This is a genomic window from Pseudomonas japonica (genome assembly GCF_013522925.1).
Taxonomy (GTDB): Bacteria; Pseudomonadota; Gammaproteobacteria; order Pseudomonadales; family Pseudomonadaceae; genus Aquipseudomonas; species Aquipseudomonas japonica_A.
The window spans coordinates 478,724-500,856 of sequence record NZ_JAAMQU010000001.1; the positions used below are offsets into that span (position 1 = coordinate 478,724).

Annotated in this window: 27 protein-coding genes; 15 read left to right on the forward strand and 12 right to left on the reverse strand. The window is 61.6% G+C overall.

Annotated elements, in window-relative coordinates; translation table 11 throughout:
- Positions 1–92 precede the first annotated feature (92 nt).
- From G7016_RS02265 to G7016_RS02275, 3 genes are all read left to right on the forward strand, one after another.
- Positions 93–1,118, forward strand: a complete 1,026-nt coding sequence (locus tag G7016_RS02265; protein WP_181111204.1) for a LysM peptidoglycan-binding domain-containing protein — start codon at positions 93–95, stop codon at positions 1,116–1,118.
- 73 nt (positions 1,119–1,191) lie between these two features.
- Positions 1,192–2,316: a DNA-processing protein DprA gene (gene dprA / locus G7016_RS02270; protein ID WP_181111205.1), complete on the forward strand. Its 1,125-nt coding sequence runs from the start codon at positions 1,192–1,194 to the stop codon at positions 2,314–2,316.
- A gap of 38 nt (positions 2,317–2,354) precedes the next feature.
- Entirely contained in the window at positions 2,355–2,909 is a 555-nt protein-coding gene (locus G7016_RS02275) for an L-threonylcarbamoyladenylate synthase (protein WP_181111206.1), read from the forward strand.
- A 26-nt stretch (positions 2,910–2,935) separates the two neighbouring features.
- Here G7016_RS02275 and G7016_RS02280 read toward each other — a convergent pair whose 3' ends face one another.
- The gene (locus tag G7016_RS02280) at positions 2,936–3,910 is read right to left on the reverse strand and encodes an NADPH:quinone reductase (RefSeq protein ID WP_181111207.1); all 975 of its coding nucleotides are present in this window, start codon (positions 3,908–3,910) and stop codon (positions 2,936–2,938) included.
- 154 nt (positions 3,911–4,064) lie between these two features.
- Between G7016_RS02280 and hemF the strand changes: the two genes are divergently transcribed.
- The gene (hemF, locus tag G7016_RS02285) at positions 4,065–5,000 is read left to right on the forward strand and encodes an oxygen-dependent coproporphyrinogen oxidase (RefSeq protein ID WP_181111208.1); all 936 of its coding nucleotides are present in this window, start codon (positions 4,065–4,067) and stop codon (positions 4,998–5,000) included.
- Positions 5,001–5,174: 174 nt separating this feature from the next.
- Positions 5,175–5,990: a shikimate dehydrogenase gene (gene aroE, locus G7016_RS02290; RefSeq protein ID WP_181111209.1), complete on the forward strand. Its 816-nt coding sequence runs from the start codon at positions 5,175–5,177 to the stop codon at positions 5,988–5,990.
- A 19-nt stretch (positions 5,991–6,009) separates the two neighbouring features.
- Here aroE and choX read toward each other — a convergent pair whose 3' ends face one another.
- Positions 6,010–6,930, reverse strand: coding sequence for a choline ABC transporter substrate-binding protein (gene choX / locus G7016_RS02295; RefSeq protein ID WP_181111210.1), 921 nt, complete (start codon positions 6,928–6,930; stop codon positions 6,010–6,012).
- Positions 6,927–8,483 (reverse strand): choline-sulfatase, encoded by a 1,557-nt coding sequence (gene betC / locus G7016_RS02300; protein WP_181111211.1) that lies wholly within the window; start codon positions 8,481–8,483, stop codon positions 6,927–6,929. The genes choX and betC overlap by 4 nt, the downstream gene beginning before the upstream one ends.
- Positions 8,484–8,580: 97 nt before the next feature.
- Between betC and G7016_RS02305 the strand changes: the two genes are divergently transcribed.
- Positions 8,581–9,489 (forward strand): choline sulfate utilization transcriptional regulator, encoded by a 909-nt coding sequence (locus tag G7016_RS02305; RefSeq protein WP_181111212.1) that lies wholly within the window; start codon positions 8,581–8,583, stop codon positions 9,487–9,489.
- Positions 9,486–9,986, forward strand: coding sequence for a hypothetical protein (locus tag G7016_RS02310; protein ID WP_181111213.1), 501 nt, complete (start codon positions 9,486–9,488; stop codon positions 9,984–9,986). The genes G7016_RS02305 and G7016_RS02310 overlap by 4 nt, the downstream gene beginning before the upstream one ends.
- Here the strand turns inward: G7016_RS02310 and G7016_RS02315 are convergent.
- From G7016_RS02315 to trpB, 3 genes are all read right to left on the reverse strand, one after another.
- Positions 9,967–10,428 carry an anti-virulence regulator CigR family protein gene (locus G7016_RS02315; RefSeq protein WP_181111214.1) on the reverse strand — a complete coding sequence of 154 codons (462 nt, stop codon included), beginning with the start codon at positions 10,426–10,428 and terminating at the stop codon, positions 9,967–9,969. The genes G7016_RS02310 and G7016_RS02315 overlap by 20 nt on opposite strands.
- Before the next feature lie 105 nt (positions 10,429–10,533).
- A complete protein-coding gene (gene trpA / locus G7016_RS02320) occupies positions 10,534–11,349 on the reverse strand; it encodes a tryptophan synthase subunit alpha (RefSeq protein WP_181111215.1) in 816 nt (271 codons plus the stop codon).
- Positions 11,346–12,566: a tryptophan synthase subunit beta gene (gene trpB, locus G7016_RS02325; protein ID WP_181111216.1), complete on the reverse strand. Its 1,221-nt coding sequence runs from the start codon at positions 12,564–12,566 to the stop codon at positions 11,346–11,348. Before trpB ends, trpA begins: the two co-directional genes overlap by 4 nt.
- A 102-nt stretch (positions 12,567–12,668) precedes the next feature.
- On the opposite strand from trpB, the gene G7016_RS02330 reads away from it, so the two are divergent.
- Positions 12,669–13,589 (forward strand): LysR family transcriptional regulator, encoded by a 921-nt coding sequence (locus G7016_RS02330; protein ID WP_181111217.1) that lies wholly within the window; start codon positions 12,669–12,671, stop codon positions 13,587–13,589.
- Here the strand turns inward: G7016_RS02330 and G7016_RS02335 are convergent.
- Positions 13,562–13,888 carry a DUF883 family protein gene (locus G7016_RS02335; protein ID WP_181111218.1) on the reverse strand — a complete coding sequence of 109 codons (327 nt, stop codon included), beginning with the start codon at positions 13,886–13,888 and terminating at the stop codon, positions 13,562–13,564. The two genes, G7016_RS02330 and G7016_RS02335, sit on opposite strands and share 28 nt — an antisense overlap.
- 159 nt (positions 13,889–14,047) lie before the next feature.
- Between G7016_RS02335 and G7016_RS02340 the strand changes: the two genes are divergently transcribed.
- Both G7016_RS02340 and G7016_RS02345 read left to right on the forward strand, forming a co-directional pair.
- Complete coding sequence (locus tag G7016_RS02340) at positions 14,048–14,263, forward strand: dodecin (RefSeq protein WP_181111219.1); 216 nt, start codon at positions 14,048–14,050, stop codon at positions 14,261–14,263.
- Positions 14,264–14,348: 85 nt separating this feature from the next.
- Positions 14,349–14,570 (forward strand): DUF1161 domain-containing protein, encoded by a 222-nt coding sequence (locus G7016_RS02345; RefSeq protein WP_181111220.1) that lies wholly within the window; start codon positions 14,349–14,351, stop codon positions 14,568–14,570.
- Between the two features lie 45 nt (positions 14,571–14,615).
- On the opposite strand, the gene G7016_RS02350 is transcribed toward G7016_RS02345, so the two are convergent.
- The gene (locus G7016_RS02350; protein WP_181111221.1) at positions 14,616–15,617 is read right to left on the reverse strand and encodes an LLM class flavin-dependent oxidoreductase; all 1,002 of its coding nucleotides are present in this window, start codon (positions 15,615–15,617) and stop codon (positions 14,616–14,618) included.
- 148 nt (positions 15,618–15,765) lie between these two features.
- Here G7016_RS02350 and G7016_RS02355 point away from each other — a divergent pair, with 148 nt between their 5' ends.
- Both G7016_RS02355 and G7016_RS02360 read left to right on the forward strand, forming a co-directional pair.
- Positions 15,766–16,191, forward strand: coding sequence for an OsmC family protein (locus G7016_RS02355; protein WP_181111222.1), 426 nt, complete (start codon positions 15,766–15,768; stop codon positions 16,189–16,191).
- Positions 16,175–16,447, forward strand: a complete 273-nt coding sequence (locus G7016_RS02360; RefSeq protein ID WP_181111223.1) for a DUF1161 domain-containing protein — start codon at positions 16,175–16,177, stop codon at positions 16,445–16,447. The genes G7016_RS02355 and G7016_RS02360 overlap by 17 nt, the downstream gene beginning before the upstream one ends.
- Positions 16,448–16,473: 26 nt before the next feature.
- On the opposite strand, the gene G7016_RS02365 is transcribed toward G7016_RS02360, so the two are convergent.
- Both G7016_RS02365 and G7016_RS02370 read right to left on the reverse strand, forming a co-directional pair.
- On the reverse strand, positions 16,474–16,887 hold the full coding sequence (locus tag G7016_RS02365; RefSeq protein ID WP_181111224.1) for a PA0061/PA0062 family lipoprotein: 414 nt from the start codon (positions 16,885–16,887) through the stop codon (positions 16,474–16,476).
- A gap of 47 nt (positions 16,888–16,934) precedes the next feature.
- Positions 16,935–17,348 (reverse strand): PA0061/PA0062 family lipoprotein, encoded by a 414-nt coding sequence (locus tag G7016_RS02370; RefSeq protein WP_181111225.1) that lies wholly within the window; start codon positions 17,346–17,348, stop codon positions 16,935–16,937.
- Between the two features lie 73 nt (positions 17,349–17,421).
- Between G7016_RS02370 and G7016_RS02375 the strand changes: the two genes are divergently transcribed.
- A complete protein-coding gene (locus G7016_RS02375) occupies positions 17,422–18,516 on the forward strand; it encodes an aminopeptidase (protein ID WP_181111226.1) in 1,095 nt (364 codons plus the stop codon).
- Here G7016_RS02375 and G7016_RS02380 read toward each other — a convergent pair.
- Positions 18,484–19,140, reverse strand: a complete 657-nt coding sequence (locus G7016_RS02380; RefSeq protein WP_181111227.1) for an HAD family hydrolase — start codon at positions 19,138–19,140, stop codon at positions 18,484–18,486. The genes G7016_RS02375 and G7016_RS02380 overlap by 33 nt on opposite strands.
- A 6-nt stretch (positions 19,141–19,146) precedes the next feature.
- Positions 19,147–19,698 (reverse strand): gamma carbonic anhydrase family protein, encoded by a 552-nt coding sequence (locus G7016_RS02385; RefSeq protein WP_181111291.1) that lies wholly within the window; start codon positions 19,696–19,698, stop codon positions 19,147–19,149.
- Between the two features lie 100 nt (positions 19,699–19,798).
- Here G7016_RS02385 and prlC point away from each other — a divergent pair, with 100 nt between their 5' ends.
- Positions 19,799–21,847, forward strand: coding sequence for an oligopeptidase A (gene prlC / locus G7016_RS02390; protein WP_181111228.1), 2,049 nt, complete (start codon positions 19,799–19,801; stop codon positions 21,845–21,847).
- Positions 21,847–22,119 (forward strand): YheV family putative zinc ribbon protein, encoded by a 273-nt coding sequence (locus G7016_RS02395; RefSeq protein ID WP_181111229.1) that lies wholly within the window; start codon positions 21,847–21,849, stop codon positions 22,117–22,119. The genes prlC and G7016_RS02395 overlap by 1 nt, the downstream gene beginning before the upstream one ends.
- Positions 22,120–22,133: the final 14 nt, after the last annotated feature.

The window sequence follows — 22,133 nt, forward strand, 5'->3', positions numbered from 1 at the left end:
GCTGCTCATGGAAAGCCCGCCGAGGGCAAGGCGATCAGCCGGAACCGGCGGCCGGGTTTGACGAATGCGTACATGATAAAGGGATTCACGGCATGAGGAAATCATTACTCGCCCTGCTGCTGCTCGCCGGCGCAAGCCTGGCCCATGGTGAGGAGCTGCTGCGCGAGGGCCATCCGCAGCGTTATACCGTGGTGCAGGGCGATACCTTATGGGACATCGCCGGCAAGTTTCTCAACCAGCCCTGGCAGTGGCCGCACATCTGGCACGCCAACCCGCAAATCGCCAACCCGGACCTTATCTACCCGGGAGATTCGCTGGTGCTTGGCATGGTCAATGGCCAGCCGCAGTTATTCCTCGAGCGAGGGCTATCTCGCGGAACGATAAAACTGTCACCTCATGTACGCGCCACGCCCGTTGCCGAGGCGGTGCCGAGTATTCCACTGGGTGCGATCAATGCGTTCCTGATCAGCAACAGGATCGTCGACGACGCCTCGGTGTTCGACACAGCGCCTTACATTGTCGCGGGCAATCAGGAGCGCGTGCTCAGCGGCATGGGTGACCGTATCTATGCCCGTGGGCAGTTCGACCCCGCCCATACCGTGTATGGCATTTTCCGCCAGGGCAAGGTGTACACCGACCCTGATACCCAGGAAGTGCTGGGTATCAACGCGGACAATATTGGCGGCGGGGAAGTGGTGGCCACCGAAGGCGATATCGCTACTTTGAACCTGCAGCGCTCCACCGCGGAGGTGCGACTGGGGGATCGGCTGTTCACCAGCGAAGAGCATGCGGTGAATTCCACCTTTTTCCCTAGCCCACCTGCAGCCGCGATCGAAGGCCGCATCATTGATGTGCCGCGAGGCGTTACCCAGATTGGCAAATACGATGTGGTAACGCTGGACAAGGGGCAGCGGGACGGCCTGGAAGAAGGGAACGTACTGGCGATCTACAAGACCGGTGAAACCGTGCGTGACCGTATCAGCGGTGAGCAGGTAAAGGTCCCGGACGAGCGCGCCGGGTTGGTGATGGTGTTCCGCACCTATCAGAAATTGAGCTATGGTCTGGTGCTTACCGCCAGCCGCTCACTGGCAGTACAGGACAAGGTTCGTAACCCGTAGGCCATAAAAGTTATAAACATAGTTATCCACAGCATGAGCACAGGCTGTGGAGGCCAGGATCAAGGACGATCGTATGCCACTTTTCACCCCCCACCTGCCGCCATCGGCAGAGCTAGAAGCGCGCCTGCGCTTGCACCGCTTGCCGGAAACAGGGCCGATTCATTTTCGAAAGTTGATAGGCGCCTTTGGCTCTGCCCATGCCGCGCTCAGTGCGCCCGTTGCGGCATGGCGCGCGCTGGGGTTGTCGCAGGTCGCAGCGAACGCTCGTCACGACGCCATCGTACGAGACGCCGCCACTGCGGCGCTGCGCTGGCTGGACGGCCCCGCACATCATTTGCTGGCCTTTGATAGCCCTGACTACCCTGCCCTGCTGAATGAAATTTCCAACCCGCCGCCGCTGCTTTTCGTTGCGGGAAAGCCCGCGCTGCTGGAGCGGCCTCAATTGGCAATCGTTGGAAGCCGACGCGCTTCTGCACCAGGGCTGGATACTGCGAAGGCTTTCTCGCGTTGCCTGGCCAGCGCGGGGTTTGTAGTGACGTCCGGGCTGGCCATGGGTATAGACGGCGCAGCCCATCGCGCGGCACTGGAGGCTGGAGGGGCCACGGTCGCAGTGCTGGGAAGCGGCCTTGAACAACTTTATCCACAGCGGCATCGCCGGCTTGCCGACGCGATGCTTGAGAGCGATGGTGCGCTGGTTTCAGAGTTTCCGCTCGAAATGGCACCCACGCGCGAAACCTTTCCACAGCGCAACCGCATCATCAGTGGGCTGTCGCTGGGTGTGCTGGTAGTGGAAGCCAACATTGCCAGCGGCTCGCTGATCACCGCGCGCCTGGCTGCCGAGCAAGGCCGGGAAGTGTTTGCCATTCCGGGTTCCATCCATCATCCGGGCATGAAAGGTTGCCACCAGTTGATACGAGACGGCGCGCAACTGGTGGAGTCGGTACAGCACATTCTTGAGGGCCTTCGCGGATGGCAAGCGCAGCTGCCCGTCGCGAGCGGCCAAGCGCCTGTGGAAGCGCTGGCCGAAGTGCCCGGTGACCCTGTGGTCCGCCGGTTGCTGGCTGCTCCGCAAACCGCCGAGCAATTGGCCCAGAGCCTGGGTTGGCCTCTGCCAAAGGTACTGGCCGCGCTTACCGAGCATGAGCTGGCGGGGCGGGCGGCGTGTGAAGCGGGGCGTTGGTTTGGACGCCCTGCCTAGTTACACTGCGCAACATTCAGCCTGGGAGGAAAGCGACAATGGAAAGCAGTTGGCGTGTGCAACAGGCCGCGCGGGAAATCCGTGCCGGTGCGGTGATTGCCTACCCAACCGAGGCCGTATGGGGGTTGGGGTGCGATCCATGGGACGAAGACGCCGTGTATCGCCTGCTCGCGATCAAGGGGCGCTCCGTTGAGAAAGGCGTGATACTCATCGCCGACAACATCCGGCAGTTCGATTTCCTTTTCGAGGATTATCCCCAGGACTGGCTGGACAAGATGTCCAGTACCTGGCCTGGCCCCAATACCTGGCTGGTGCCCCATCGGGACCTGCTGCCGGCGTGGATTACCGGCCAACATGACAGCGTAGCGGTGCGGGTCAGCGATCATCCGCTGGTGCGCGAACTGTGCGCACTCGTTGGGCCATTGGTTTCAACCTCTGCCAACCCTCAAGGCCGCCCGCCAGCACGCAGCCGGCTGCGCGTGGAGCAATACTTCCGAGGCCAAGTGGACATGGTCCTCGGCGGTGCCCTGGGTGGCCGCAAAAGCCCAAGCGTGATCCGTGACCTGCGCAGCGGTGAGGTGGTGCGGCCCTGAGCCCAGGGCCGCAGCGTTTCATTGGCTCAAGGCAGCAACACACTCGAGCCTGTGGTCTTGCGACCGGAGAGCTCAGTGTGCGCCTTGGCGGCATCTGCCAATGCATAGCGCTGGTTGATGTCGACGTTCAGCTTGCCGCTTGCAATCATTTCGAACAGTTCATCCGCCATGCCCTGCAACGCGCCCGGCAGGGCATAGGTGCCTAACGTAGGGCGGGTTACGTACAGCGAGCCTTTGCCGGCCAGTACGCCCAGATTAACCCCGCTCACCGCGCCGGAAGCATTGCCGAAGCTCACTAGCAAGCCCCTCGGCGCCACGCAGTCCAGAGACACCTCCCAGGTGTCCTTCCCTACCCCGTCATACACCACCGGGCATTTTTTGCCATCCGTAAGTTCGAGTACCCGCTTGGCCACATCTTCATGGCTGTAGTCGATGACCTCCCAGGCGCCGGCCGCCTTGGCTTTCTCGGCTTTTTCCGCGGAACTCACGGTGCCGATTACCTTGGCACCCAGGGCCGACGCCCATTGACAGGCCAGCAGGCCAACCCCACCGGCAGCGGCGTGGAAGAGGATGGTTTCGCCACTTTGCAGCCTGTAGGTCTGGCGCAACAGGTATTGAACCGTCAGGCCCTTGAGCATCACGGCAGCGGCCTGCTCGAAGCTGATCGACTCTGGCAGCTTCACAACGCTGGCAGCGGGAAGTACATGAACCTCGCTGTAAGCGCCAAGGGGCCCCCCGGCGTAGGCCACGCGATCGCCCACCTGCAGGGCGGTAACCTGAGCCCCCACGGCTTCGACCACGCCGGCGGCTTCGGTACCCAGCCCGGACGGCAAGGCTGGCGCCGGGTACAGCCCGCTGCGGTAGTAGGTGTCGATGTAGTTGAGGCCAATGGCATGGTTGCGCACGCGAACGTCCAGCGGGCCGGGCTCGGCCGGCTGGAAATCGACGAGCTCAAGTACCTCGGGGCCGCCATTGCTGGAAAACTGAATACGCCTTGCCATCGGTTGCTTCCTCTGTTTTCTCGAACGAAGCGCCTATCGGACGCCTTTCCATAGACCGGCGTCAACTGCCAGGGCGAGTACGGATGGTATGCTACGCGCCGATTTCATTGGCCGTGGCCCACGGCCGTTGGCGTAGGCGTGCAAGAGGTAACCGATGAACACTCGCACCGAGGCCGTGAAGGCCTATCTGCTCGAGCTGCAGGACCGCATCTGCAAGGCGTTGGAAGATGAAGACGGCGGCGCGCGCTTTATCGAGGATGCCTGGACGCGGCCGGCGGGTGGCGGCGGCCGCACCCGGGTCATGGACAACGGCACGGTCATCGAGAAAGGCGGCGTGAACTTCTCTCACGTTCACGGCACGGGCCTGCCGCCATCGGCCAGCGCGCACCGGCCCGAGCTGGCAGGTCGCTCGTTCGAGGCACTGGGCGTGTCGCTCGTGATGCACCCTCACAACCCCCATGTGCCCACTTCGCATGCCAACGTGCGCTTCTTTATTGCCGAAAAGGAAGGCGAGGAACCGGTGTGGTGGTTCGGCGGGGGCTTCGACCTCACGCCCTACTACGGCTACGAAGAGGACTGCGTTCATTGGCACCAGATCGCGGAGCGCGCCTGTGCGCCCTTTGGTGACGATGTGTACCTGCGCTACAAGGCCTGGTGTGATCGCTACTTCCACCTCAAGCACCGCAATGAACCACGGGGTATTGGCGGCTTGTTCTTCGACGACCTGAACAGCTGGGACTTCGACACCAGCTTCGCCTTCATGCGAGCCATCGGTGATGCCTACATCCAGGCCTGGCTACCGATCGTTCAGCGCCGCCGCGAAACCCCGTGGACCGAGCAGCAGAAAGCCTTCCAGGAATTTCGCCGCGGCCGCTACGTAGAGTTCAACCTGGTGTACGACCGAGGCACACTGTTCGGCTTGCAGTCCGGCGGGCGCACCGAATCCATCCTCATGTCCTTGCCGCCAACGGTACGGTGGGGTTATGACTGGAAGCCAGAACCCGGCAGCGAAGAAGCCAGGCTGACCGACTACTTCCTGCAAGACCGCGACTGGCTGGGCGTGGCCCCTGCCCTAGGCCTGGAACCCTAGGAGTGTTATGCCCTGTGGGAAGCGGGCGAAGCTTGCGAAAAAAATGATCAGAACTGTTCGCGAGCTTCGCCCGCTTCCCACAGGGGAACTGTGAGGCACCGAACAGGCCATAAATCACCGCAGAAATTACCCAGAGATTCAATGGGATGATTTTGCTCTACCGAGAGCTGAGGCATGGACCGTTACGTTGTATTTGGCAACCCGATAGCGCACAGCAAGTCGCCCTACATTCATCGCCGTTTCGCCGAGCAAACCGGGCAGGTACTGGAGTACACCACTTTGCTCGCACCGCTGGATGGCTTCAGTGCCACTGCCAGGGCTTTTTTTGAAAGCGGGCGTGGCGGCAACGTGACGGTACCGTTCAAGGAAGAGGCCTGGCGGTTGTGTGACGTGCTCACCCCACGCGCGGAGCGGGCGGGCGCTGTGAATATGCTCAGCCGCCTCGAAGACGGCCGCCTGCGCGGGGACAACACTGACGGTGAAGGCCTGGTACGCGACCTGGTTCATAACTGTGGAGTAACCCTGCAGGGCGCGCGCATCCTGCTGTTAGGCGCGGGCGGTGCGGCCCGTGGCGTGATCGAGCCCCTTCTGGAGCAGCGCCCGGCCTCTTTGGTCATCGCCAACCGTACCCTCGACAAAGCCGAAGGCCTCGCCAAGCTGTTTGGTGCGCTAGGGCCGATTTCTGCTGCGGCGTTCGAGGCAGTGGATGGGCCAGTGGACGTCATCATCAATGCCACGGCGGCCAGCCTGGCCGGAGAAGTGCCACCATTGCCCGTCAGCGTGATCAAACCGGGACATACGGTGTGCTACGACATGATGTATGGCAGCACTGCCACAGCTTTCAGCGCGTGGGCGCTGGAGCTGGGTGCGGCGAAAGCGCTGGACGGGCTGGGAATGCTGGTGGAACAAGCCGCGGTGGCCTTCCGATACTGGCGTGGCGTGGAAGTGGCCACCGCGCCGGTACTCGTTGAGCTGCGCCAGGGCATTTGAGCCCTGGCGATAGCTGCCTTTACAGCTTCGCGGCTACGGCAGGCAAGGCCTCCTTGCCGTCCATGGTCTTGAGGCCTGTCAGCCAGCCCTGCAGTACTTCGGGGTGTGCCTTGAGCCAGGTTTTGGCGGCCTCTACATTGCTGACTTTCTTGTCCACCACGTCGGCCATGATTGCGTTCTCCATGTCCTGGGTGAACTTCATCTGGCTGAACAGCTTGGCTACCTCCGGGCAGGCGTCGGCGTACCCGTTACGGGTCAAGGTGTACACGCTACCGGTCTTGCCGAAATACGCTTCGCCGCCGGTGAGGTAGTGCATCTTCAGTTTCACGTTCATGGGGTGGGGGGTCCAGCCCAGGAACGTCACGAAACGCTCACGCTTCACCGCGCGTTCTACCTCCGAAAGCATGGCCTGTTCGCTCGACTCCACAAGCTTCCATTGCCCCAGGTCGAAGTCGTTCTTTTTGATCATCTCGGCAATGGACTGGTTAGCCGGTGCGCCGGAGCCGATGCCGTAGATCTTCTTGTCGAACTTGTCGGCGAATTTGCTCAGGTCTTTGAAATCATGTACCCCCGCGGCGTACACGTAATCAGGTACCGCCAGCGTGAATTCCGTGCCTTTGAGGTTTTCGGCAAGTTGGGTGACTTTGCCGGAAGCCACGAACTGGTCATAAAAGCCTTGCTGTGCCGGCATCCAGTTACCCAGGAACACGTCTATCTGCCCGTCGCGCAGGCCGCCATAAGCAATGGGCACCGCAAGTGAATCCACCTTGGTTTTGTAGCCCATGCCCTCAAGCACGATACCGGCCATAGCGTTGGTGGCAGCGATATCGCTCCATCCGGGGTCGGCCATCCGGACCGGGCTGCAGCTCTCCGCCGCCTGAGCGGCCGATGTCGCCGCGCCAAGGCTGGCGAGCAAAAGCACTGTGGATAAGGTCTTCATGGTCTTCCCCCTTCGTTCTCGTTTAATTGGCAGGGTTGCGGAAAACGCGCCTTGCGCTCCAGATCGTCCAGGTCGATGTGGTTGCGCATGTACTGCTGACTGGCGTCCACCAGCGGCTGGTGGTCCCAGCTCTTCAGCGTGCCCATTGCCAGTGCCTGGCCAACCAGGCGGCGGCGCCGTTGGCTGGCCAGCACTTGGCGGTGAATCTGAGGCATATCCCATTTTGCCTGTGCCTCTTCAACGAAAGCGCTGAAAACCTGGGTATGGTCTGCCGAATCGGCAAGGTTCTCCCGTTCGGCCGGGTCATTGCTCAGGTCATATAGCAGGCATGGGTCGGTTTCACTGTAAATGAATTTGTAGGCACCGCGGCGGATCATCATCAACGGGCTCACGGTACCCTCAGCCATGTACTCGCCGAAGACTTCATCGTGCCCGGCCAGACCTTGCAGGTGAGGCATCAGCGAGCGGCCATCCAAGGGTAGATCAGGTACGGTTTCGCCACCGGCCAGCTCTACCAGCGTGGGGAGCAAATCGGCTGTGGATACGCTGGCGGATACCCGGGAGGGTTCGAAGGCCCCGGGGGCCCACACCAGCAACGGCACGCGCGCGGCCATCTCGAACCAGTGCATCTTGTACCAAAGGCCCCGCTCTCCGAGCATGTCGCCGTGATCGCCACTGAATACAATCACGGTGTCTTCGATCAAGCCTGTGCTTTCCAGCACCGCCAGCAAAGTACCTACCTGATCATCGATGTAACTGCAGGCGCCAAAGTAGGCCCGGCGGGCGTCACGTACCTTGTGGTCAGGCATTGGCTTGTTCCACAGGTCGTACACCTTTAACAGCCGTTGCGAGTGAGGGTCGAGGGTCTCTTGTGGCGGCACGTTCCCGGGCAGCGGGATGTCGCTGTCGCTGTAGCGGTCCCACCAGGCTTTCGGGATCGTGTAGGGGTCATGGGGGTGTGTCATGGATACCGTGAGGCAGAACGGCTTGCCGTCGCCCTTGCGCACATGGTCATAAAGGTATTGGCGGGCCCTGAATACCACCTCATCGTCGAAGTCGAGCTGATTGGTGCGCACACAAGGGCCGGCCTGCAGCACCGAAGACATGTTGTGGTACCAGCTGGGGCGCACGTCCGGTTCGTCCCAGTTCACTGCCCAGCCGTAGTCCGCCGGGTAGATGTCGCTGGTCAGGCGCTCTTCGTAGCCGTGCAGCTGATCCGGGCCGCAGAAGTGCATCTTTCCGGACAGCGCGGTGTGATAGCCCATCCGACGCAGGTAATGGGCATAGGTCGGGACATCCGCAGGGAAATCCGCCGCATTGTCATAGGCACCAATGCGGCTGGGAAGCTGGCCGCTGACCAGGGTGAAGCGCGAGGGGGCGCATAGCGGGCTGTTGCAATAGGCGGAATCGAAAACCACCCCGCCCTCTGCCAGCCGGGAGAGGTTGGGCATTTTGATCGGCGAGGCTCCATAAAACGGCAGTAATGGGGCGGCCATCTGGTCGGCCATGATGAACAGAATATTCTTGCGCTTCCCCGAACCTACGCGTTCCATAGACAGACCTTATGCCAAAGTACTTCCAGTCAGCATGGGGCGCCGTGGCAGCGCGCGTAAATCCCGCTTCGGCTAATGTCTAGGATAAGTACAGCTTATGTTTGAGCAACTGGGAGAGTTGTCGCTGGATACCTTGCGTACGTTCGAGGCGGCGGCGCGCTATTCAAGCTTCACAGCAGCCGCCGTTGAACTGGGCACCTCGCAGCCTGCGGTAAGCCAGCAGATCAAGCGCCTTGAAGGGCAACTCAAGGTGCGCCTGTTTGACCGGGTATACCGCGGCATCGCCCTTACCGAAGCAGGTGAGCGGTTATTCCTGCAGGTTGGCGAGGGGCTGCGCACCTTGGAAGAGGGGTTGCTGGAGGCCTCGAACGATGGCCAGCACGAGGTGCTGCAAGTGGCTACCGACTTTGCTTTCGCTGCCTATTGGCTGATGCCTCGCCTGCACCGGTTTCATCAAAGCCATCCCCAGGTTGATGTGAGCATCGTGACGGGCGATCGCACCCACGGTGTTTTGCGCACAGATACCGACATTGCGATCGTTTTCGGCGATGGCCGCTTCCCTGGGCACACCGAGAGCCGTTGGCTGTTCGATGAAGAGGTGTTTCCGGTGTGCAGCCCGGCCTTGCTCAAGGGGCAGGACCTGCCGCTGCCTCCCCAGGCGCTGTGTGGCTTCCCGCTGCTTCACTTGCGCAGTGGCCAGGGTAATCGTTGGTTTGATTGGGCCGGCGTGTTTCAAAAACTGGGCATTGCCACGGCGCCTGCGCCTGGCCAACTGCGGTTCGACAACTACACATTGTTGATTCAAGCCGCCATCGGCGGGCAGGGTGTTGCGATCGGCTGGCGGCACCTGGTGGATGGCTTGCTCGAACAGCAACTGCTGTGTCGGCCAGTCAGCGCAAGTGTACGTTCCAACCTGGGCTACCACCTTGTGCTTCCCTCACGAAAGCGACGCGGCCGAATGATCGACCGCTTCGTTGACTGGCTGATGGCGGAGCAAGCGCCATGAGCGCAGGTTCCGGCGGCCTGTTTGCACTGGAAGCGCGGGCCTTCAGGCTGGCCCGCTGGTGCAGCCATAATTTCTGGGTATTGCGTGGGCCGAGCGGCGAGTGGCTGGGCGAGTTGCACGGGTTGGCCACCGATCGCCGCAATGGCCGCCCCGTGCCCATCGGGTATGCCCGTTGGCATGCCCTCAAGGGTTGGCACTTCACTGCAGCCGAAGGCCTGACACTGTGCCGCCCGAACCAGCCATTTCAGCATGTGTACCTGGGTGACGAGGCTCATGTCGCCGGACGCTGGCAAGCTGCACTGTGTTGCCTGGATGCCATCAATGCTCAAGACATTGACTACCCGCGCGGCGGGGTACGCCTGTGGGGTGGCACGTGCAATAGCAATTCCGTATTCAGCACCTTCGCTATTGCCATGGGTCTGGTGCCCCCGCGTTTCCCTGGCCTTTGGCAACCGGGGCTGAAGCGGCCGATAGCGATTACTCAAGCACGCCGTTGAGAATTTCGTAAACGATGCCGGTACCTACGGCAATCAGCACAACGTCGGTGCCCAGGCGGCGCCACTCGTAGCCGTCATAGTGTGGCAGGCGGGAAAGCGCGTTACGGTCCAGGCGGTGGCCATAGCCCTTGGGCAGAGGGTGACCCTTGGCAACTTGTATACCGGGCGGCAGCGGCGTGCCCCGGCCGAAATCCGTACGGTGCTCGCGGATGGTGTCACGCACCGGGCTGAAATCCTGGGGAGGGCGAGCGCCGTGGCCCTGGTTGCCGCGCTGGCCATTCTGGCTGTGGCCTTGAGCTTCGCCATGGCCATTGCCCTGATTATGCTGTTGCGGGCCACCTTGCTGCTGGTTGTCCGGGCCGGGGGCGGCTTGGGCCAATGGCATGCCCAAGGTGATCAGGGTGCCCAGGGCAACGGCAATGAGGGAGCGGGACTTGTTCATGGAGTTCCTCTACAGATACAGCAAGGGAGCGAACATCGCTCCCTCTGGTCGTGCCCGTTAGTCTCTGAAAACCAATGGCAATTCCTCTGTATCAGGAACTTTACCTTAAGCCGGTTTGCGCGCCCCGCGGACGCCTTCGGCCAGCTCGCTGCACAGGCCCAATACATCATTCACCGCCTGTGCCGGGCCGCTCGCCTTGGCGATCTTGTCCACCAACGCCGAACCTACTACTACGCCGTCTGCCAGCCGGGCGATCGCCGCCGCCTGCTCAGGCGTGCGGATGCCGAAGCCGACGCTGATCGGCAACGTGGTATGCCTGCGAAGGCGCGCAATGGCGGTGGTCACGTGCTCGGTGGTAGCTGAGCCAGCACCGGTCACGCCAGCGACCGACACGTAGTACACAAAGCCCGAGCTGCGCTCCAGCACGCGGGGCAAGCGGCTGTCATCGGTGGTGGGGGTGGTGAGGCGAATGAAGTCGATGCCCGCTGCCTGAGCTGGCGTAGCCAGTTCGGCGTCGTGCTCGGGCGGCAGATCCACGATGATCAGGCCATCCACACCCACTTCACGGGCCTGCGCCACGAATGCTTCCACGCCAAAACGGTGGATAGGGTTGTAGTAACCCATGAGCACCAACGGCGTAGTGGTGTCGGTTTCGCGGAAGGCTTGCACCATGTCCAGGGTTTTGGCCAGGGTTTGCCCTGCGTCCAGTGCGCGCAGCGTGGCCAGTTGGATGGCGACGCCATCGGCCATGGGATCGGTGAACGGCATGCCCAGCTCGATCACGTCGGCGCCCGCAGCCGGCAGGCCCTTGAGGATTTCCAGCGAAGCCTCGAAGCCAGGGTCGCCTGCGGTCACGAAGGTGACCAGCGCGGCACGCCCTTCGGCTTTGAGGTCGGCGAAACGTTTTTCGAGACGGCTCATGCCTGGTTCTCCTGCTGGGCAGCCATATGGTTCATCACGGTTTGCATATCTTTGTCGCCACGGCCCGAAAGACACACGACCATCAAATGATCCTTGGGCAAGGTAGGTGCGCGGCGGATCGCTTCGGCCAGGGCGTGGGCCGTTTCCAGGGCGGGGATGATCCCTTCGGTGCGGCACGTAACGTGGAACGCCGCCAGTGCTTCATCATCGGTGATGCTTACGTATTCCACGCGCTTGATCTCATGCAACCAGGCGTGTTCCGGGCCGATACCGGGGTAATCCAGGCCAGCGGAAATGGAATGGGCGTCGGTGATCTGGCCGTCGCCGTCCTGCAGCAGGTAGGTACGGTTACCATGCAGCACACCCGGCACCCCGCCGTTTAGGCTGGCAGCGTGCTTGTCGGTGTTTACGCCATGGCCGCCCGCCTCCACGCCGATGATTTGCACGCTGGTATCGTCCAGGAACGGATGGAACAGGCCCATTGCATTGGAGCCGCCACCCACACAGGCCACCAGGCTATCAGGCAGGCGACCTTCTTTTTCCTGCAGCTGCTCCCGGGTTTCCTTGCCGATGATCGACTGGAAATCCCGAACCATGGCGGGGTATGGGTGTGGGCCGGCCACGGTACCGATCAGGTAGAAGGTGTCTTCCACATTGGTCACCCAGTCGCGCAGCGCCTCGTTCATGGCGTCTTTCAAGGTGCCCGTGCCTGCGGTGACGGGTACGATTTCAGCCCCCAGCAAGCGCATGCGGAACACGTTGGCCTGCTGGCGCTCGATGTCGGTTGCGCCCATGTAGATGACGCACGGCAAGCCGAAGCGGGCCGCGACGGTGGCAGTGGCCACGCCGTGCATGCCGGCGCCGGTTTCAGCGATCAGGCGTTTTTTGCCCATGCGCTTGGCCAGCAGTACTTGGCCAATGCAGTTGTTCACCTTATGGGCGCCGGTGTGGTTGAGCTCTTCACGCTTGAAGTAGATCTTCGCGCCGCCACAGTACTCGGTGAGCCGCTCGGCGAAGTACAGCGGGTTCGGCCGGCCGATATAGTCGCGCTGGAAATAAGCCAGCTGTTCAAGAAACGCCGGATCTTGCTTGGCGGCTTCGTACTCACGAGCCAGGTCCAGTACCAGAGGCATCAGGGTTTCAGCGACGTAACGGCCGCCGAAGGCGCCGAACAGGCCGTTGGCGTCCGGGCCGTTGCGCAAGGTTTGAGCAGTCATGGCGAATTCCAGGGCAGATGACAGATGCCTTTACTCTAGCCGCGACACGCTGATTGGAAAACCGATAAGATCGCAACAACCTGTAAGGAAAACTCACAGATCATGAGCCGTGACCTTCCATCGCTCAATGCGCTCAGGGCCTTTGAAGCGACTGCCCGCCTCGGCAGCCTGAGCCAGGCGGCGCGCCAGCTGAACGTGACCCATGGGGCGGTCAGCCGACAGCTAAAGGCACTGGAAGCCGAGCTGGGGATTGCGCTGTTCGCCAAGGATGGCCGTGGCCTGAAACTCACCGAGGCGGGGCTGCGGCTGCGTGAAGCCAGTAGCCAGGCATTCGACCGGCTGCGTGAGGTGTGCGCGGAGTTGGCAGTTGCTGATGCGAACGCGCCTTTTGTGCTCGGCTGCTCGGGTAGTTTGTTGGCCCGATGGTTTATCCCCAGGCTGGGGCGTTTGAATGCCGAGCTGCCAGACCTGCGTTTGCATTTGTCTGCGGGAGAAGGCGACCTGGACCCCAAAAGCCCGGGTATCGATGCCCTGCTGGTGTATGCCGAGCCACCGTGGCCTGCTGATGTGGACGTACATGAACTCATCGACGAGCGTATTGGCCCAGTGGTCAGCCCCCACTATGCCGGATTCAGCGGCCTGATCGGCGCACCGCCACGGGCTGTATTGAGTGAGGGGTTGCTGCAGACGGTCTCGCGGCCCCAGGCGTGGCCGAACTGGGCATCATCACAAGGGGTAGATCCATCGAAGCTTGCGTTCAGCCAGAGCTTCGAGCACCTCTATTACCTGCTCGAAGCAGCGGTTGCCGGCCTTGGCGTGGCCATTGCACCGCAGGCACTGGTTGCAGATGACCTGCAGGCCGGGCGCCTGGTTGCGCCCTGGGGGTTCACGCAAACGCCGGCCTGTCTTGCTTTGTGGGTGCCCCAACGGCGAGCGGGCCGTCGTGCCGAACGCCTTGCGGGCTGGTTACGGCTCGAGCTGGCCCGTCAGGTCGATCAGTGGGAGCGCTTGCAGAGCAGGTAAGCGGCGATCAGGCCAACAGCGCCAATGGCGATCCCTGCGGTGGTCAGTGGATGCTCCTGGGCGTATTCCTTGGTGGCCAGGCTGGTTTCACGGGTTCTGACCTTCACGTCTTCATACACGTCTGCCAACAGGCTACGGGAATGCTTCAGTGCTGTCTCGGCGTTTGCCCGCAGGGCTTTGAGCGTTTTACGGGACTCTTCGGACGCATCGCCCTTGAGGCCTTCCAGCGAACGAAGCAGGCTTTCGATTTCTGCTTCCATGCTTTGCAGCGATGCCTTGCGCAGCGAATTATTGGCCATGGTTCACTCCTGCTGTGGTAGTTGCGGTGTAAGAGTCCGACTGCGCCGCTCCGTAAAAGTGCGGCACTCGTGAACTTTTGCCGCTCCTCGAGGCACAGATGTAAACGGCGCCACCGGCCAGTTGCCGATGGCGGTCCTACTGACCGAGGAGCTGCGCATATGAGTGATCATCACACCTATAAAAAGATCGACCTCGTAGGGTCGTCCACCACCAGCATCGACGATGCCATCAAGAATGCCATTGCCGAGGCGGCGAAAACCATTCAGAACCTGGAGTGGTTCGAGGTGACCGAAACACGTGGTCATATTGAAGATGGGCAAGTGAAGCACTTTCAGGTCACTCTGAAAGTCGGTTTCAGGATTAACAATAGCTGATCGGCTTCGGGGGTACTCCGCCGAAAGGAGGGGGCTGCTGGCAGCTCCGCCGACTTTGTTCAAATCGACTCAAGGACCGTGAACGATGAAAAAAGTCTTGTTGGCAACTGTACTGTTCGGCCTGGCAGGTAGCGCCCTGGCGGCGGGCAAGCCATGCGATGAACTTAAAAGCGAGATCGACGCAAAGATCCAGGCCAAGGGTGCCTCCGGATATTCGCTCGAGGTTGTGGACAAGGGCAGCGCGGCGGACGGCAAGGTGGTAGGCACCTGCGAAGGCGGTACCAAGGAAATCGTCTACAAGCGCTGATACCGGCGCGCCACCGTGCCCGTCATGGGCACGGTGGTTTGAAGGTTACCCCCGCATCAGCTGGCCGAGAAGCTCGTACGAGCGTATCCGATCTGCGTGTTCATACAGGTCAGAGGTAAAGATCAATTCGTCGGCCTGTGTCTGCTCCAGCAGCACCTCCAGCTTCGCGCGGATCTTCAATGGGCTGCCGATCATGGCCATACCAAGGAAGCTTCCCACCGCATCTTTTTCATGGGGTAGCCAAAGCCCTTGCATGGTCTCGACCGGAGGCTGGAGCATCAAGGTTTCGCCACGAATCAGGTTAAGAATGCGCTGGTACACCGAAGTAGCCAGGTAATCGGCACGCTCATCACTGTCGGCCGCCACCAGTGGAATACCCAGCATTACGTAGGGCTTGTCCAGGTACTGGGAAGGCGTGAAGTGGTCCCGATAGATACGGATGGCTTCGTGCATCAACCGAGGGGCGAAATGCGAGGCGAATGCGTAAGGCAGCCCGAGCATACCCGCCAGTTGAGCGCTGAACAGGCTGGAACCCAACAGCCATACAGGCACCTGGGTACCGGTGCCGGGCACCGCAACCACGCGCTGGCCTGGTGTGCGTGGGCCAAGGTACTGAAGCAGCTCTTCGACGTCCTGAGGGAAATCGTCCGCGCTGCCGCTGCGTTCGCGGCGCAAGGCGCGTGCGGTCATTTGATCCGAGCCGGGCGCGCGGCCCAGCCCCAGGTCGATACGGCCCGGGTACAGGCTCTCGAGTGTGCCGAACTGCTCGGCGATCACCAGCGGCGCATGGTTAGGCAGCATCACGCCGCCAGAGCCCACTCGAATGGAGGAAGTCCCCCCTGCTATGTAGCCCAGCAGCACGGCGGTCGCCGAGCTGGCGATGCCGTCCATGTTGTGGTGCTCGGCGACCCAGAAGCGGTTGTAGCCAAAGCGCTCCAGATGCTGAGCCAGGTCCAGCGAGTTGCGCAGCGCCTGGGAAGGGCCGGTTTCCTTGCGCACGGGCACCAGGTCCAGTGCCGAGTATTTGATGTCAGTCAGTGATTTCATAAGCACTCCAAAAAAGAGACACCCCCGCGCCTTTTTCTTGTCTGGTGAACACATTGAACGCTTTGACCCGCTTTCGCAAATCTGTGCTGAACTTGCATTGGCGCTCCGCTCTCTCAAACCAGACGGTTCCAACAACGAGGAAACAGCAATGATCAAAACAGCATCCGCAGTGTGGAAAGGCAGCTTGAAGGACGGCCAGGGCGAGATTTCCACCGAAACCGGCGTGCTCAAAAGCGCCCCGTACGGCTTCAAGGCCCGTTTCGAGAGTGGCCCGGGCACCAACCCGGAAGAGCTGATTGGCGCGGCCCATGCCGGTTGCTTCTCGATGGCGCTGTCGATGATCCTTGGCGAAGCCGGGCTCACTGCTGATCGCATCGATACCACGGCGCAGGTGACGCTCGACAAACAGCCAGACGGCTTTGCAATCACCAAGGTTCACCTGATCCTGAAGGCTTCCATTCCAGGTGCCAGCGAAGAGCAGTTCCAGGAGCTGGCAGGCAAGGCCAAGGCCGGTTGCCCCGTATCCAAGGTGCTTGCAGGCGCCGAGATCACCCTTGATGCGTCGCTGGTTTAAGCCCGCCTCGCCACGCGCTGTAGCCGGCGCCTCATTGGCTGGGGCAGTCGCCCTGGCCTTCGCCCTGCCGGCCACCGCGGCGCCCCGGGATTGCGCCGAGCTCAAAGCAGAGATCGAAGCGAAGATCCAGGCCCAGGGCGTGGTGGCTTATACCCTCGAAGTGGTGCCCGTGGCAGAGGTGAAAGATCCCGCCATGGTCGTTGGCAGCTGTGCCAATGGCACCCAGCGCATCATTTATCAGAAGAACGATACCTGAGGCTCGGGCCCCGAGGGGCCTTTAGCCTAGAACAGGCAGTTCACCTGGCGCTCGGTCGCCAGTTTTGTGCCCTGCGCATCGTAGAGGAAGCCGAAGGTTTGCAGCCCCAGGTTGCGGGCTTCGAAGCGATACCGCTGGCCGGCCTGGAAGCCGTCATAGCGCAGGCTGATGTAGCAGATACGTTCCGACGGCTGCATCAATGGAAGGCCGCCCGTGGTGACTTCGTAGTCGAAGCGCACCTGCAGCTCGTGGCCGCCAGGCGCAAACTGAAAATAGCGCCCATCTTCCAGCCGCTGATTATCCAGCCGTTCGGCCATTACCATTTTCCCGGTGCGGGTGAACATCTCGACCCAGGCCTGGTGCGGGTCATGCGCCGGTACTGGCGAGGTCGTGCATGCCGTCAGGAGCATACCGAGGAGTAACAAGGCATAACGGTGCATAGGCGGGTTCCCAGGGAAGCGCTTTCAGCATACCCGATGGAAAGTTGTCACGCCCGCTGACAACCGGCGGGTTGTGCACGGCCTACCAGGCGGCGCTGCTGGTCATAAAGCTTGGCCCACGGGGTAAAGCCCAGGCTGCCTGCTTCCAGTTGGTAACGCTCGCCGGCGTTGAAATTGCTGTATTTGATGTTCAGCTGGCAGTCGCGGGATAGCGGCGCCGCTTGCGGCCCGATGTTGCTGGGGGCGACGGTGAACTGGTAGCGCACGGTCAGCTCATGGCTGCCAGGCTCGACCTCGAAGTAACGGTTGTCATCCAGTGCCTGCGCGTCCACCTCTTGGGCATGCAGGGCATTGTCTTCGGGTACCTGCAAATCGACCCAGGCCTGGTTCGGGTCGGGCTTGGGCAGCCCCATGCAGCCGGTAAGGGTAAGGGCAGCGGCAAGCAGGAAGATTTCACGCATTGGAGGCTCCAGGCAGGCATGATAGGGCGCTGAAACCAGGCCCCGAAAGGGCCCCTTCAAGGCGACCTGACGCATGTTCGGATTTATTGTGGGGCGTTCACGCCACGGCTCACTCGACCGCTTTTTCAAAGGTTTGGTTCCCGCGATGGGGTTTTTCCTGCTGAGCGGTTGCAGCACGCTGGACTACTACCAGCAGTTGGCGCGAGGGCAGCTGAACCTGCTGCGTGCCCGGGAGCCGGTGACTCGCGTGATCGACGATCCTGGCCGTGACCCTGCCCTGCGTGCTCGCCTGGCGGAAGCGGAGAAGGCGCGAGCGTTCGCAAGCCAGCAGTTGGGCTTGCCCGATAACCGAAGCTATCGGCTTTATGCAGACATTCATCGCCCGTTCGTGGTGTGGAACGTGTTCGCGACCCAGGAATTTTCCCTGGACCCCGTTCAGTATTGTTTCCCCATTGCCGGGTGCGTTGCCTACCGCGGGTACTACGAGCAAGGCCGCGCCCGCGGTGCGGCAGCCTTGCTGCGCCAAAAGGGGTTGGATGTGTATATGGGCGGGGTGGAAGCGTATTCCACGCTGGGATGGTTCGATGACCCTATCGTCAGCTCCATGATGAATTGGGGCGACGAGCGCCTGGCCACGCTGATCTTCCATGAGTTGGCGCACCAGCAGGTGTATGTGCCCGGCGATACGCCGTTCAACGAATCCTTCGCGACATTCGTGGAGCAGGAAGGCACACGGCAGTGGCGCGCGGCCCGGGGGTTGCCGCCACAGGAGGGCAGCCAGAACGTGCGCAGGGACGCCTTCGTGCAAATGGTCCTCGGCCTGCGCGGCCGGCTTGAGGCACTGTACGCGCAGCTGCTGCCGCCACAGGCCATGCGTGCGGGCAAGCAAGCTGAAATAGAGAACTTCAGGCAGGCCTACCGCCGCCTGCGGGATACCGAGTGGGGTGGCAAAGGCGCCTATGACGCCTGGGTGGAGGCCCCCATCAACAATGCCAAACTGCTGCCCTTCGGGCTTTACGACCAGTGGGTGCCGGCGTTTGCCACGCTCTACCGGCAAAGCGGAGCGCAGTGGCCGGCGTTCTACCAGGCCGTCCGTGGCCTGGCCGCGCTTGCGCCTTCCGAGCGCCAACAGGCACTACAAGCCTTGCTCGGCAAAGGCCCGATGTAGTTCGGCCACGGTGTCGAAGTGGAATTCGGGCGCCTGGGCACTGAGCTCCTCGGTACTACCAAAGCCATAGCCCACTGAAACTGCAGCGAGGCCGTTCTGCCGCGCCCCGATCAGGTCATGCTTGCGGTCGCCGATCATCAATGTATGGGCAGAGTCCAGCTGCTCTGTTGCCAAGAGGTGGGCGATAAGCTCGACCTTGTTGGTGCGGGTGCCGTCCAGCTCGCTGCCGTAGATCACCTTGAAGTGCCGATCAAAGCCGAAGTGGCGAGCGATTTCACGGGCGAACTCCCAAGGCTTGGAGGTTGCCACAAACAGGTTGCGGCCCTGCTCACGCAGTGTGTCGAGCAGCTCGATAACCCCTTCGAACACCTCGTTTTCGTACAGGCCGGTTACCTTGAAGCGTTCGCGATAAAAGTTCACCGCGGCCCAGGCACGGGTTTCATCGAAGCCGTAGAACTGCATGAATGCTTCCAGCAGCGGCGGCCCGATAAAGTGCTCAAGCTTGCGCAGGTCGGGCTCGTCGATACCCAGTTGCGCCAGTGCGTACTGGATGGACTTGGTGATGCCTTCACGCGGGTCCGTCAAGGTACCGTCGAGGTCGAACAAGATGTTTTGATAACGCATGGTTACTCACACTGCCGGTTGATCAAAGCCTTCGGCCAGGTGCTGGTCTTTGAGCTTTACGTAATTGCCAGCGGTATAGCTGAAGAAGGAGCGTTCCTTCTCGGTCAATGGGCGCGCCTGCTTGACCGGGCTGCCGATATACAGGAAGCCGCTTGCCAATGTTTTGCCCGGCGGTACGAGGCTGCCGGCGCCGATGATCACTTCATCCTCCACCACCGCGCCGTCCATCACCGTGCTACCCATCCCTACCAGAATGCGGCTGCCCAAGGTGCAGCCATGCAGGATCACCTTATGGCCGATCGTCACTTCGTCACCGATGGTGAGTGGGAAGCCGCCTTCGTTGAAAGGCCCGGCATGGGTAATGTGCAGCACGCTGCCATCTTGCACGCTGGTGCGCTTGCCGATTCGAATGCGGTGCATATCGCCGCGAATCACGGTCAAAGGCCAGACGGAGCTGTCCTCGCCGATTTCTACGTCCCCGATGACCACGGCGCTGGCATCGACAAAGGCCCTGGGCCCCACAACGGGGCGTGCCCCGGCGAATGTGCGAATCACGATAGTTTCCTTCTGCTGGGACAATAGCGGCCGCCAATGCTGCGGTGGCCGCTGATTGTAATTAAGATGACCGGTGTTTCTTCTCAAGCCAAGGTGTGTGACCGTGACCGAGACCAATCCGCTGCTCCAGCCCTACGACCTGCCGCCGTTTTCGGCGATTCTCCCTGAGCACGTGCAGCCGGCTATCGAGCGTATTCTCGCGGATAACCGTGCCGCGGTCAGCGCGATCCTCGAGCACGAGGGCACTGCGCCTACCTGGGAAGGCCTGGTGCTGGCCCTTGATGAGCTCAACGACCGCCTCGGCGCGGCCTGGAGCCCGGTAAGCCACCTCAATGCCGTGTGCAACAGCCCCGAGCTGCGCCAGGCCTATGAAGCGTGCCTGCCCGCGCTTAGCGCCTACTCCACCGAACTGGGCCAGAACCGTCAGCTGTTCGATGCCTTCCAGGCGTTGGCCAGCAGCCCCGAAAGCAAGCATTTCGATCTGGCGCAGAAAACCATTCTTGAGCATTCGCTCCGGGACTTCCGCTTGTCCGGCATCGATCTGCCGCCTGAGCAACAGAAGCGCTATGCCGAAGTGCAGAGCAAGCTGTCCGAGCTGGGCAGCAAGTTCTCCAACCAGTTGCTCGACGCCACCCAAGCCTGGACCAAACACGTCACCGACGAGCGTACCCTGGCCGGCCTCACCGATTCGGCGCGCGCGCAAATGGCCGCAGCCGCTCAGGCCAAGGGCCTGGATGGCTGGCTGATCACGCTCGAATTCCCAAGCTATTACGCCGTGATGACCTACGCCGAAGACCGCGCATTGCGCGAAGAAGTGTATGTCGCTTACTGCACGCGAGCCTCCGAGCAGGGCCCGAATGCCGGCCAGAATGACAACGGCCCGGTAATGGAAGAAATCCTCGACCTGCGTCAGGAACTGGCGCACCTGCTGGGCTTCGCCAACTATGCAGAGCTGAGCCTGGCCACCAAGATGGCCGACTCCAGTGATCAGGTGCTGGGCTTCCTGCGTGACCTTGCCAAACGCAGCAAACCCTTTGCCGAGAAGGACCTGGCACAGCTCAAGGCTTACGCGGCCGAGCAGGGTTGCCCGGACCTGCAAAGCTGGGACAGCGGTTACTACGGTGAGAAGCTGCGGGAACAGCGCTACAGCGTTTCTCAGGAAACCCTGCGCGCCTATTTCCCGGTGGATAAGGTGCTGAGCGGGTTGTTTGCGATCGTGCAACGCCTCTATGGCATCGAAATCAACGAGCAGAAGGGCTTCGACAGCTGGCATCCTGATGTGCGGCTGTTTGAAATCAAGGAGAATGGCGAGCACGTGGGCCGGTTCTTCTTCGACCTGTATGCCCGCGCCAACAAGCGGGGTGGTGCCTGGATGGACGGCGCCAAGGACCGTCGCCGCACCGCTCAAGGCAGCTTGCAGAGCCCCGTCGCCAACCTGGTGTGCAATTTCAACCCGGCGGCACCTGGCAAGCCAGCGCTGCTGACCCACGACGAAGTGACCACCCTCTTCCACGAGTTCGGCCATGGGCTGCATCATTTGCTCACCCGTATCGAGCACGCTGGCGTGTCGGGCATCAACGGCGTGGCCTGGGATGCCGTAGAGCTGCCAAGCCAGTTCATGGAAAACTGGTGCTGGGAACCGGAAGGCCTGGCGCTGATCTCCGGCCACTACCAAACCGATGAGCCATTGCCGCAAGACCTGCTGGAGAAGATGCTGGCCGCCAAGAACTTCCAGTCGGGCCTGATGATGGTTCGCCAGCTGGAATTCTCCCTCTTCGACTTCGAGTTGCACGCCACCCACGGCGACGGCCGTACGCCGCTGCAGGTGCTCGAGCAGATTCGCGATCAGGTATCGGTCATGCGCCCGCCGGCTTACAACCGCTTCCCTAACAGCTTCTCGCATATCTTCGCCGGCGGTTATGCGGCGGGTTATTACAGCTACAAGTGGGCGGAAGTACTGTCGGCCGATGCGTTCTCGCGCTTCGAGGAGGATGGTGTACTCAATCCGCAGACCGGCCGTGCCTTCCGCGAAGCCATCCTGGCCCGTGGTGGGTCGCAGGCGCCGCTCGTGTTGTTCGTGGACTTCCGCGGCCGTGAACCGTCCATTGACGCGCTGCTGCGGCACAGCGGCCTGGTGGAAGAGGCAGCGTAATGGAGGCGGTAGTGACCAAGACCAAAAAGCGCTTCATCGCCGGGGCGGTATGCCCGGCATGCAGCGAGATGGACAAACTCATGATGTGGAACGAAGACGACGTTCCGCACCGCGAATGTGTGGCCTGTGGCTACTCCGACACGCTGAATGCGCAGGGGCAGTCCATCCCGCGAGAGCTCGGTACCCGGGTGAACCAGGCAGAGCCCAAGCCTGCAAAACCCAAAGTGCAGACCGTGCAGTTCTTCCCCAACCCCAAGCTCAAGAAGCCCTGAGCCAAGGGCCGTCG

Excerpts from the sequence above, each read along its gene's own strand:
- G7016_RS02265 (WP_181111204.1), top strand. The coding sequence starts at position 93 with ATGAGGAAATCATTACTCGCCCTGCTGCTGCTCGCCGGCGCAAGCCTG.
- dprA (WP_181111205.1), top strand. The coding sequence starts at position 1,192 with ATGCCACTTTTCACCCCCCACCTGCCGCCATCGGCAGAGCTAGAAGCG.
- G7016_RS02275 (WP_181111206.1), top strand. The coding sequence starts at position 2,355 with ATGGAAAGCAGTTGGCGTGTGCAACAGGCCGCGCGGGAAATCCGTGCC.
- G7016_RS02280 (WP_181111207.1), bottom strand. The coding sequence starts at position 3,910 with ATGGCAAGGCGTATTCAGTTTTCCAGCAATGGCGGCCCCGAGGTACTT.
- hemF (WP_181111208.1), top strand. The coding sequence starts at position 4,065 with ATGAACACTCGCACCGAGGCCGTGAAGGCCTATCTGCTCGAGCTGCAG.
- aroE (WP_181111209.1), top strand. The coding sequence starts at position 5,175 with ATGGACCGTTACGTTGTATTTGGCAACCCGATAGCGCACAGCAAGTCG.
- choX (WP_181111210.1), bottom strand. The coding sequence starts at position 6,930 with ATGAAGACCTTATCCACAGTGCTTTTGCTCGCCAGCCTTGGCGCGGCG.
- betC (WP_181111211.1), bottom strand. The coding sequence starts at position 8,483 with ATGGAACGCGTAGGTTCGGGGAAGCGCAAGAATATTCTGTTCATCATG.
- G7016_RS02305 (WP_181111212.1), top strand. The coding sequence starts at position 8,581 with ATGTTTGAGCAACTGGGAGAGTTGTCGCTGGATACCTTGCGTACGTTC.
- G7016_RS02310 (WP_181111213.1), top strand. The coding sequence starts at position 9,486 with ATGAGCGCAGGTTCCGGCGGCCTGTTTGCACTGGAAGCGCGGGCCTTC.
- G7016_RS02315 (WP_181111214.1), bottom strand. The coding sequence starts at position 10,428 with ATGAACAAGTCCCGCTCCCTCATTGCCGTTGCCCTGGGCACCCTGATC.
- trpA (WP_181111215.1), bottom strand. The coding sequence starts at position 11,349 with ATGAGCCGTCTCGAAAAACGTTTCGCCGACCTCAAAGCCGAAGGGCGT.
- trpB (WP_181111216.1), bottom strand. The coding sequence starts at position 12,566 with ATGACTGCTCAAACCTTGCGCAACGGCCCGGACGCCAACGGCCTGTTC.
- G7016_RS02330 (WP_181111217.1), top strand. The coding sequence starts at position 12,669 with ATGAGCCGTGACCTTCCATCGCTCAATGCGCTCAGGGCCTTTGAAGCG.
- G7016_RS02335 (WP_181111218.1), bottom strand. The coding sequence starts at position 13,888 with ATGGCCAATAATTCGCTGCGCAAGGCATCGCTGCAAAGCATGGAAGCA.
- G7016_RS02340 (WP_181111219.1), top strand. The coding sequence starts at position 14,048 with ATGAGTGATCATCACACCTATAAAAAGATCGACCTCGTAGGGTCGTCC.
- G7016_RS02345 (WP_181111220.1), top strand. The coding sequence starts at position 14,349 with ATGAAAAAAGTCTTGTTGGCAACTGTACTGTTCGGCCTGGCAGGTAGC.
- G7016_RS02350 (WP_181111221.1), bottom strand. The coding sequence starts at position 15,617 with ATGAAATCACTGACTGACATCAAATACTCGGCACTGGACCTGGTGCCC.
- G7016_RS02355 (WP_181111222.1), top strand. The coding sequence starts at position 15,766 with ATGATCAAAACAGCATCCGCAGTGTGGAAAGGCAGCTTGAAGGACGGC.
- G7016_RS02360 (WP_181111223.1), top strand. The coding sequence starts at position 16,175 with ATGCGTCGCTGGTTTAAGCCCGCCTCGCCACGCGCTGTAGCCGGCGCC.
- G7016_RS02365 (WP_181111224.1), bottom strand. The coding sequence starts at position 16,887 with ATGCACCGTTATGCCTTGTTACTCCTCGGTATGCTCCTGACGGCATGC.
- G7016_RS02370 (WP_181111225.1), bottom strand. The coding sequence starts at position 17,348 with ATGCGTGAAATCTTCCTGCTTGCCGCTGCCCTTACCCTTACCGGCTGC.
- G7016_RS02375 (WP_181111226.1), top strand. The coding sequence starts at position 17,422 with ATGTTCGGATTTATTGTGGGGCGTTCACGCCACGGCTCACTCGACCGC.
- G7016_RS02380 (WP_181111227.1), bottom strand. The coding sequence starts at position 19,140 with ATGCGTTATCAAAACATCTTGTTCGACCTCGACGGTACCTTGACGGAC.
- G7016_RS02395 (WP_181111229.1), top strand. The coding sequence starts at position 21,847 with ATGGAGGCGGTAGTGACCAAGACCAAAAAGCGCTTCATCGCCGGGGCG.